The sequence below is a fragment of the Enterobacter sp. FUJ80071 genome (assembly GCF_038739915.1).
GTDB classification, from domain to species: Bacteria; Pseudomonadota; Gammaproteobacteria; order Enterobacterales; family Enterobacteriaceae; genus Enterobacter; species Enterobacter kobei.
In genome coordinates, this window is sequence record NZ_JBBXKH010000002.1 from 283,725 (window position 1) to 294,001 (window position 10,277).

At 40.8% G+C, this 10,277-nt stretch carries 9 protein-coding genes; 4 read left to right on the forward strand and 5 right to left on the reverse strand.

Annotation, left to right across the window (positions count from 1 at the left end; genetic code table 11):
• Positions 1 to 41: 41 nt before the first annotated feature.
• Together AAER43_RS24605 and parM are read right to left on the reverse strand one after the other, a co-directional pair.
• Positions 42 to 554, reverse strand: a complete 513-nt coding sequence (locus AAER43_RS24605; protein ID WP_001151875.1) for a hypothetical protein — start codon at positions 552 to 554, stop codon at positions 42 to 44.
• 11 nt (positions 555 to 565) lie between these two features.
• A complete protein-coding gene (parM, locus tag AAER43_RS24610; RefSeq protein WP_000818954.1) occupies positions 566 to 1,603 on the reverse strand; it encodes a plasmid segregation protein ParM domain-containing protein in 1,038 nt (345 codons plus the stop codon).
• Positions 1,604 to 1,966: 363 nt separating this feature from the next.
• Here parM and AAER43_RS24615 point away from each other — a divergent pair, with 363 nt between their 5' ends.
• Genes AAER43_RS24615 through AAER43_RS24630 form a run of 4 tightly spaced genes read left to right on the forward strand, consistent with a single transcriptional unit; the run spans position 1,967 to position 4,647 of the window.
• Positions 1,967 to 2,914 (forward strand): metallophosphoesterase, encoded by a 948-nt coding sequence (locus AAER43_RS24615; RefSeq protein WP_000718595.1) that lies wholly within the window; start codon positions 1,967 to 1,969, stop codon positions 2,912 to 2,914.
• Positions 2,911 to 3,747 carry a hypothetical protein gene (locus AAER43_RS24620; RefSeq protein WP_000700976.1) on the forward strand — a complete coding sequence of 279 codons (837 nt, stop codon included), beginning with the start codon at positions 2,911 to 2,913 and terminating at the stop codon, positions 3,745 to 3,747. The genes AAER43_RS24615 and AAER43_RS24620 overlap by 4 nt, the downstream gene beginning before the upstream one ends.
• Positions 3,740 to 4,261: a hypothetical protein gene (locus AAER43_RS24625; RefSeq protein ID WP_000598517.1), complete on the forward strand. Its 522-nt coding sequence runs from the start codon at positions 3,740 to 3,742 to the stop codon at positions 4,259 to 4,261. The genes AAER43_RS24620 and AAER43_RS24625 overlap by 8 nt, the downstream gene beginning before the upstream one ends.
• Entirely contained in the window at positions 4,258 to 4,647 is a 390-nt protein-coding gene (locus AAER43_RS24630) for a hypothetical protein (RefSeq protein WP_000815011.1), read from the forward strand. The genes AAER43_RS24625 and AAER43_RS24630 overlap by 4 nt, the downstream gene beginning before the upstream one ends.
• A gap of 61 nt (positions 4,648 to 4,708) precedes the next feature.
• Here AAER43_RS24630 and AAER43_RS24635 read toward each other — a convergent pair whose 3' ends face one another.
• The 3 genes from AAER43_RS24635 to AAER43_RS24645 form a co-directional block, all read right to left on the reverse strand.
• Entirely contained in the window at positions 4,709 to 5,713 is a 1,005-nt protein-coding gene (locus AAER43_RS24635; protein ID WP_001278838.1) for a ParB family protein, read from the reverse strand.
• On the reverse strand, positions 5,710 to 6,963 hold the full coding sequence (locus AAER43_RS24640) for a ParA family protein (protein WP_001050364.1): 1,254 nt from the start codon (positions 6,961 to 6,963) through the stop codon (positions 5,710 to 5,712). Before AAER43_RS24640 ends, AAER43_RS24635 begins: the two co-directional genes overlap by 4 nt.
• 1,128 nt (positions 6,964 to 8,091) lie before the next feature.
• Positions 8,092 to 8,253 carry a hypothetical protein gene (locus AAER43_RS24645; RefSeq protein WP_001371949.1) on the reverse strand — a complete coding sequence of 54 codons (162 nt, stop codon included), beginning with the start codon at positions 8,251 to 8,253 and terminating at the stop codon, positions 8,092 to 8,094.
• Positions 8,254 to 10,277 lie beyond the last annotated feature (2,024 nt).

A 10,277-nucleotide genomic window follows, 5' to 3' on the forward strand; every position in this document is an offset into this window, starting at 1 on the left:
TGCGTGATCTGATCCTTCAACTCAGCAAAAGTTCGATTTATTCAACAAAGCCATGCACCTGAAGAAAGTGGGCTTTCAGATGGTATAGAGGTATCGCTTCCCTCATTTTCAATCTTCACACCAAAGCAGGCATGTTCCTTTTGTACAAGGAAGGTTTCTTTTACAGAAACAGAATCCTGCTTTGAATTATCTAATTGTAGAGGTGTTAAATACTCCTTAAACTTTTGATCTAAGACATTCTCTAGCAATACATTAATAGGAGGCTTAGGTTCAGTATCTATAGTATTTCCATCATTCAGAAACCTATTAAGATCTGCAAGTGTTAATCTTTCGTTTAAACCATTTATAAAATTTGCCAAGTCAGGAAATAAATTATTTAATACCAACCCGGTACTAATAGCCGACCTAATTAAATCCAGTTGGTCACCCCTATGACAAAGTTCTGTTTTTTTCAAGAAACTATAAACATAGGGTGCTTTTCTTTCGGATATCCAGAAAGACCGGATCTGAATCCGGTCGTTATCTGCCTTATTTGAGATAGGGTATTTAGCCATGTTCTAGCTCATTATTCTGAATAAATAGTATCAGCAATTGCCAAAGATAATGCGAACTGCGGATTGTCTACCATGATAACTTTAGCCGTTTCAAAATGTTTACGAATAGCTGTTTCGATGAGATATGAACCTCCCCCAACAAGGAAAACATTATGAGGCCTCTCTTCGACTTGTGTAACCGCTCTGATTACTTTACTTTGCAACTTCTGTACCGCAGAGTTTACCGCATCAAAAACACCGTCACGCTTGTCCTCTGCAACCTTCAAAGCTGATTTATCATGACGATTATCAACAAGATGATGAATGTAAGCATTACTCGTATTCAGTTTCTCAGATTCAAGATACCTGCTGATCTCATCGTAAACAATAGAACAACCAATACGGTCAAAACCTTTTACTTTCGAAATCTGTTCTAATTGCCCAGTAATACTTGCAACATCAAGAGTAGTACCACCAAGATCAATTACCAAACTTGATTCAAATGAAGCAATATCCTCAATTTCATCTGCCCGGGTCACAGCTGGTAAAGATTCAGGGAAAACAGTCACAGACAAAACGTTAAAAGAATAGCGTTTACCGTCAAGATAACGCTCTACTGGTTTCATCAGATTATCTTTTTTTCTCTGAATATTTTCAATATTCGTTTCCCCTAAAGCAGTATAGAACTGGCTAAGTGGTAAAGTAACAAAGAGGTGAACATCCTGAGGAACTAAACCAGAAGCATGAAGTGCATGGTGAACATTTAACCGGCTAATTTCATCGTATTGGTGAGATACATCAGTCGATTCCAGTGAGTTACTAGATTCGCTGTGATGCGAAAACCTTTCCAGCCCATCAATAAGATAGTTAAAAGGATTGAGACCCTCATGGCGAACACGGAAATCTGGAACAAAACTATTTTGTGTAAGCAAGGGAACTAATTCGTTTCTTTCATTAAGACAAACCAGTTTTGCAGCTTTACTTCCATCATCGACAACGATTTTTAAAGCTTCAGTGATATCCTGCACTGATGGTGAAACAGGACTTTCAGATTTTAATAGTTCAGCCATAAAAACTCTCTTTTATTAATAGGACCATATTAGATATTAACTTTATACATTAATGGTGACCTATTATCAACATTAACACTATTAAAAAAATACGTAAGTCTATGTTATTTCAGCATCCTTCCATTTTAAATACCTTACCGTTAAATTTCCTGTATTCATGTATTAACCATGTTTATAAAGGAGCCAATTATAATCAGAAAGTTACTTTGCATCCTAAGTATGAACTGTTTGAGAGCCAGGACTGGGGCCTTTACCTGTAAGTAACAAAGGTCCTTAGGCTTAGAATCCAAAATGACGCCTTTTTGTAAAAAAATCATAGTTCGAAATACCGTATCATCGATGTAAACATACGTAGAGGAATTTATGGCAGCTGAGCACGTCCAAACTATAGACCTTACAAACTTCTCCGGAAGGATTTTCTTTCTGGCAGATCCTCATGGACATTACTCTGCGCTGTGCAACTTGATCCAATCAGTTACAAAGCCAGAAGAAGAGATAGTAATTTTCTCTACTGGAAATTTGTTTGACTATGGGCCGGAACCCATAGAATTGATGAAGGCGATAAACAGTGGCTTTTTCGATGGACGTTTTGTGAGGCATTTCTCAGCTGCCGGAGCCGGAGAAGAAATGTTAAAAAAATTGTTACCATTAAACAAAGACCGGAGAACATTTTACCCCAGCACATACCTCAATGAGAGATGGTGTGTAATGGGCGGAAAGTGGCATAAAGCTGTGAATCGTTACTATTTAGAGGAAGAGGTAAAAAAACTTCTTAATACCCAGCTTGGTACGATGATGCAGATTTTACTAAAAGGCGATATAAAAATTGGGGTTTGCCCTTCTGATTACGCCCCTATCCGCACATCATTCACTGATACTTATAATGCGCTTCAAGCATTCAACTATGCCAATGTGAATATTTTTCAGAGCCAGTTTCTATTCGGTATGGACCATGCCGTAATACCAATGATGATAAATGACGTCAACCTTATGGTCCTAGGTAGGAATCCTGTAAACAGCATTCGAAAAGCCCATGGTCGTACTCAAAACAATCTTCCAGTACTGATCGGTAATTGTTTGCATATAAATACTGGATCACTCTATATGTCAAAATTAGAAGACCAGGTAATAGTTGCTCCGGGTATACCGCAAACTGACTCACCAGCACTTACATTAGTAGAAATAATCATGAAGAACAATCCAGTTTTATTGTGTCATCAGCTAATACAAACAACAAACAAGTTTTATTCACTTAAAACCTATCCTTTAGAACTCGATTCGATTGAAAACAACATTGAGGTAACAAGATGAAGATAAATTGGAAGATTATCTCAATTTCAACATTACTTTTGCATCTTCACGCAGCAGCTGCACCACATCAAGAGAAAGAGCATAGAAAAGATGCTTTTTCTTCTGCCGCACAGAAAAGTGATTCACTTATATCTGCTAAAGCGGAGCTTATAAACGGAAGGTGGTTTATAAATGGTAAATATAGGCCTGTTCTAAAGACCAGCATGACCAAAACCAATTTCTTAGAAATCATGAATGTTTCAAATAAAGAATCACTTTTTATTGTGATACCAAAACTTGAGTATAATATCATTGCCAAAAATAAAATCTTACTAAATGAAAAAATTGCATTAAGCGAAGGCACATCCGGAAAAAGCATTGTTTGGGTCGAGCCAAAATCAAGTCTAACTATATCGTTTATAAATGACCTTGCTAATACGCCCCTTCAGGCTATCGTTTCGATCACAAGAAACAACAAAGATATAATTGCCATCTTTGGACCGGATCAGGGTAAAGGGTTTACTCTTCCCGGAAATACGTCTAATGATCAAGTGTCCGTTCCTGACTATTCTGACCTAAATATAAAAAAACTTAACATACCTCAAAGTGTTGGTAATCCAGTAACCATCAATCCTAAAGAGAAGAATTACCTCTTAGTTGGACAAGGAAAATATGAAATCTTATCTCTTCCTAAATATCAACATTTAGTATTTTCTGAACCCGTTTATATTGAGAAAAGAAAAAATATCCTCGGTGGTTATGGTTATTGGACGAAAGAAACAATTCTCTACCCCGGTGAATCATTATCTTTTATAACGAGCGCCAAAAACAATCTAAGGAAGCGGGATGATTAAAGTTATCACACTTTTATTGTTTGCATTACTGACTGGTTGTCAGTCAGTAGAAAGTAAAATCGAAGAACTCCCGACAGTTGGTTTTGACCCTATTCTATACAATAAAAGTGAGGCCTTTACTGACGGAAAAGTTACTTTACGTGTCGAAAGTTCAGGAACTGATGTTTGGCTTGTCGCCAAGAATGGAACCAGAAGTTTTATTGAGCTTTCAGGCCTAACGCTAGGTGGTAGTCGTTGTGCTTACAATGCCCGTAGTAAGCAACTTTTGCCCCCAGGCAGCGTAAGCACATTCGTAGTTCCTACGGTTGGAATGCTTGGACTTTGCTTCAACAATGAAGATCAACTTATGTTTATTAACCGTGCTTTTAGCAGAATCTCTCCCAAAGCAAAAGGAAAAGATTCGCTTTCGCTTTTATTTTCTGTTAGTTACGATTTTCCCGGAAAAGCGGACCTAATTACTAACCACGATTTTCAAGAGTTATATCTTTTATTTTTGAATGAGGATAATCTATGAAACAAACATTAATTGTTATTTTAATATGTTTTTGTCACACGGCTTTAGCATATCCATACCGTATCTATACTGTCCCGGAAGGGGCATTAGTAAAAAACATACTAACTAATGAATATCTAGGAAAAACCCCTGTGGTTGTGGACGTGAGCAATACCGAAGCTGGTTCTACTTTTGGGATTTCATTATTTAGACATGAAAATGTTGCTATAAAGATTTTTACAGTAATGCCTTCAGCAGAAAATAATTTTGCTGTTTCTGGACCTGACGTTGCAACTATGTCATTGCCGGGAAAAGCACCTTTAAACGTAGTAAATGATGGGAATGGCGCTTCTGTTCATATAGAACTAAGACCTTATATGTCTGAACCTGCGCACACCCCATATTAATATAACAAGAAATTAAAAATATAAATCATATGAACTGCATCATAAAGATGCAGTTCAATATTTATTCTGATACTTTTAATTTTTCTTTTATGAACTCCTCTAGTTCCTTAATAAAACCCGCATTTATCCTATTGAATTCAAAGCGAATTTTTCTACCAGTATTGTTTTTACTGATTCTTGCATACTTATCTTTGTTATCAAAAGTAATAAGATCACTTGTTTCCCATTTTGTGGAATAAGTTTTTTCACAAACACTTTCCACAGATTGTGTGATTTTTTCCATTACAACTTTTTGAGCAACCTGGAGATCTCCAATGTCTAAATCTTTTGTTTCCTCTTTAACATTATCTATTACTTCATCTAAAGGAAATAGATTTTTTTGCACATATTTCTGTAAACGAGACAAGCGACTATAATAGGAGTTCGGGATTCCTTCATAATCCGGGAATAAAGAGATCAATGTTTCGTCAATACGGGCCGCCTGGATTCTTTTGGCTACCGATACATGACTAATCCCAAGATATGCTGCGAGTTCTTCATTAGTAGAAAATCCTTTTTCTTCCATTTTTTTGATAAATTGAAACCCAACTTCTCTATATGAAAATTTTCGAGATGTTTGTGCTGCGGATATAATTGAATTTATATCATCTTCGGTTAGTTCATCCGGAAGAACCCACAGGGGGAGATCCTTTTCTGCCTTTATACAGCAGAAACGTCTGCGACTTCCTTCTATTAATAAATAAACCCCATCTCTTTTTACAGCGATCCCTTCGGTATCGACCCCTCTTTCTTCAATCTGCTTAAGAATATCTCTAACAGAATAATCTGTAAGGGCTTCTTGATTTCGTGGGTTCGCTGGATGGACTAAGGTCTCCTTCTCCACTCTCTGGGCTGGAACAATCACATGTTCCGCTTCAAGTCTCCGGCCCTTATGAAGAGTGAATAACTTTTTTATGCGAGGTGCTGTTTTCAAACCCGCAAGACCTGAACGGTGACCGACTTCTGTCCGCTTTGGTGCGTTTAAATATCGAGATTTATCATTCCCGATATGTTGCTCATCGCTCATGCGTTAACTCCTTGCTTAGCTGAAAAACTTTTTATTTCATTTATAAATTGCTGATATACCTGTAATACAGATTCTTCTGCGACATCAAGCTGCTTTGCGGAACAAAGTTCCTCTGATTTTTTGATATCAAGCACTGTACGCCCTTTGGAAGCAGCTGCCTTAAATGCTTCAGAATTTTTTATGTTAGCGGACATCAAAAGGTCCTGAACAGTTCTGATTAATTTATCCAAAACTATTCTTTCATATGGACTTTTGTCATCTACATTGACAGCAAGAACTTTGAACCATTTTAAATTGTCGCCCTTACTTGGTGATTGTTTAAACCTTTCACTTATTGTAAGCATGAAGTCTGTAGTAGAGGCGTAATCATATTCACGTGGTGACACTGCGACAAGAATCCCATCGGCCGCTTCGTCAGCAGCCCAGATCAAAGGTGAATCTTCAGGTGGAGTGTCTATAATAATCAAATCATAGTTCTGCTTCAGTACCGGTAAGATAACTTCCTTGAAACGTAGTAACAAAGACGTACGTTCTTCTCTAGAACATTGCCAGTATTTATCTTTAAAACGAGCATCTGTCGGAAAAGCCGTTATTACGTCCAAGTTTGGCAGATGCGTTGAAAAAGGCATATTAGTGATGATTTCTTCTTCAGAGAATCCTGAATCTAAATATTTTTTATACTCAGAATTTTCTTCATAAATTCCAAGGATTGCATCAATTGCTGTAAGGAAGACATCATCTTCTGAGACACTTTGAATCATGCTGCTTCCAATCGAACCTTGTGGGTCCCATTCGATCATTAATACACGTGCATTGAGTTGTAGATCTAAAGCAGCTGCTACTGCTAAAGCTACAGATGTAGTGCTTTTCCCTGTACCGCCTTTATGATTCTGAGTAACAATAGCTCTGCTAAAGTAATGATCGCGGTACTTGGGATAACCCAGGGCATCCATTATTTTTTGAACATCCCAGCGGGTGTAAAGATGATTTTTGTTTTGATAAATAGGTGCACCAACAAGTTCTTTTTCTTCTAAGTCCGAAAGTATTTTATTGAACGTTACTCGTGACTTCCCAAAAAAATCAGAGAGATTTTTTTTATTCAAACAGTGGTTATAGATCAGTCTATCAACACCATCAACACTATCATCAGAAACAGATACTCTTGATGAAGCCATCAGAGATTCCTTTAGAGAAATCTGCTCGCTTTTCATGCGCTGACCAACGAGGGCGATCTTTTCAAGTAAATTCATGGTTATGACCTTTTTGCACTGAAAACCGACTTTTACGCATATATGTAAACTTTACGTATAATGCGTCCATTTCCTTGTTATGCGTACAATTCTATCCTTAGTTTCAATCTTAAGCTAATGTTTGTTTACTTTTTTATGATTTTTTGTGAGCTTAACTTGCAGATGTGAGCTCAGACTCTCTAGTCCATACCTAATGCACAACCTGTTTAAACCACGATTCTTGTCTCCTTCTCTACGCTTTGAAGTTAAGAGCTCCATTAATGAATCTTCACGCCTACCCTATTTCTTGCTTAGACCCTAAAATCTATCTCACCGGTGTGCTGATATACGTTTCCTAACTGTGAACCGTTGTCGTCAGTCCAGTCTAAAGATATGAGGTGTTAATCTCTTGAGGAGGCACACTACGAATTATGGGAGCAGAGTTAGCAACCTCACCCCGAAATGAAACCCAACTTAAGGAGGCAACCCCAGTGTGGAGATTAAGGGGGTTAAATCTGCCAGCGGCTGACAGTGTCCCAGCTGCTGCTCAGTCACACCACGCCCTGATTTAATCCCCTGCCCGGTATTGTAATGACCGAAAAAAACCCGTGCACTGGTGTCGGCAGACCGGCATGCATGAATATGACGTTAATCTGTATCAGCAGGCACTTTTCGCATAATGGGAGCAAGTGATAGCAACGCCGCCCAGAACGGAATGCCAACATCAGGACTGAACCCAAGTTTGGCGATTAAGGGGGTTAAATTTGCAAGCGGATGACAGTGCCCCCAGCTGCTGCTCAGTCACACCACGCTTGATTAAATCTCTCGCCAGGTCTTGTTTTGACCGAAAATAGCCCAAGCACTGATGTCGGCAGACCGGCATATAGGAATATGACGTTAATCTGTATCAGCAGGTACATTTCGCATTATGTGAGCAAGTGATAGCAACCCAGCCCGGAACTGAAGGCCAGCATGAGGACAGAACCCCAGTTTGGCGATTAAGGGGGTTAAATCTCACAGCGGCTGACAGTGCCTTCAGATGCTGCTCAGGCATACTACTCTCCCTGATATAATCTCCCATATGTTCTTGAGATCGTCGGAAATCGCCCATGCACCGGTGTCGGCAGACCGGTATGCAGTAATGTGAATTTAATCTGCATCATCAAGCACATTTCGTATTATGGAAGTAAGTGTTAGTAAACCAAAGCCCGCCCAGAACGGAAGGTCAACATCAGAACAGAATCCCAGTTTGGCGATTAAGGGTGTTAAATCTGCAAGCTGCTGACAGTGCCCCAGTTGCTGCTCAGTCACACCACGCCCTGATAGAATCTCCTGCCCGGAAATGTGATGACCGAAAAAAGCCCGTGCACTGGTGTCGGCAGACCGGCACGCAGGAATATGACGTTAATCTGTATCAGGAGGCACATTTCGCATTATGGGAGCAAGCGATAGCAACCCAAGCCCAGAACTGAAGGCCAGCATCAGGACAGAACCCCAGTATGGCGATTAAGGGGGTTAAATCCGCCAGTGGCAATAAGATCCCGAGCGGTGTTTAAGAAATATTTCCCGAAGGACAATCTTCCGCTCGTACGATGAATATAGTGTTCAACCCGGGAGAGGGATCACTTAACCTGCTTAGCCTAAATCTTACGTCATTCTCTAAACGGAGTTTAAGCTTAATGGTCCTGAGAAAGTTAAAAGGACTACCCATAATGACGGTTTGAGATGGCGAATAAGGGTTTTTTCTGCCAGCGGCTGACATTGCCCCAGCTTCTGCTCAGTCACACCACGCCTGATTAAATCTTCCGCCAGGTCTTGTTATGACCGAAAATTGTCCGTGCACTAGAGTCGTAAGACCTGCATACAGGAATGAGGCGTAAATCTTTATCAGGTGGCAAGGTTCGCATCATGGGAGCAAGGGTCTTGAACTGGAGGTTAACATCATAAAATCCCAGATTGGCGATTAAGGGTGTTAAATCTGACAGCGACTGAAAGTGCCTTCAGATGCTGCTCAGGTATATTACACCCTGAAAAAATCAAGCATCTGTGCTTGCGAATATCGGAAAAGGCCATGCACCGGTGTCGGCAGACCGGCATGGGCAATGAGACGTTAATCTGTATCAGCTGGCGCATTTCGTATCATGGGAACAAGTGTTAGCAACCCTCTCCAGGACGGAAGGACACTATCAGGACTGATCCCAGTTTGGCGATTAAGGGGGTTAAATCTGCCAGCGGCTGACAGTGCCTTCTGATGCTGCTCAGACATACTATGCACAGATATAATCACCCGTCCGTCCTTGTGATTATCGGAAAAGGCCATGCACCGGAGTCGGCAGACCGGTATGCAGTGATGTGACTTTAATCTTTATCAGCAGGCGCATTTCGTATTAAGGGAGCAAGTGTTAGCAACCCTGCCCAGGACGGAAGGACACTATCAGGACTGAACGCCAGTTTGGCGATTAAGGGGGTTAAATCTGCCAGTGGCTGACAGTGCCTTCTGATGCTGCTCAGACATACTATGCACAGATATAATCACCCGTCCGTCCTTGTGATTATCGGATAAGGCCATGCACCGGAGTCGGCAAACCGGTATGCAGTGATGTGACTTTAATCTTTATCAGCAGGCGCATTTCGTATTAAGGGAGCCAGTGTTAGCAACCCTGCCCAGGACGGAAGGACACTATCAGGACTGAACGCCAGTTTGGCGATTAAGGGGGTTAAATCTGCAAGCGGATGACAGTGCCCCAGCTGCTGCTCAGTCACACCACGTCCTGATAAAATCTCCTGCCCGGTAATGTGATGACCGAAAAAAGCCCGTGCACTGGTGTCGGCAGACCGGCACGCAGGAATATGACGTTAATCTGTATCAGCAGGTACATCTCGCATTAGGGAGCAAGTGATAGCAACCCCGCCCAGAACTGAAGGCCAGCATGAGGACAGAACCCCAGTTTGGCGATTAAGGGGGTTAAATCCGGCAGCGTGAGTAAGTGCCCGTGCTGTGTTAAAGAAATATTCCCTAAGGACAATCTTCCGCTCGGCCTTTTGTATAAAGTTGTCACCCCGGGAGCGGGGATCACTTTACCTGCTTAGCCTAAATCTTACGTCAATCGCTATCCGGAATTTTAGCTTAATGGTCCTGAGCAAGTTAAAAGGGCTACCCATAATGACGTCCCCAGATGGTGATAAAGGAGTTAATTCCGCCTTCGGCTTACAGTGCCGCAGCTGCTGCTCAGCAACACCACGCCCTGATTAAATCTCCCGCCTGTCCTTGTGATGACCAAAAATAGTCCGTGCACTGGCGTCGTAAGACCGGCATACAGGAATGAGGCGTTAAT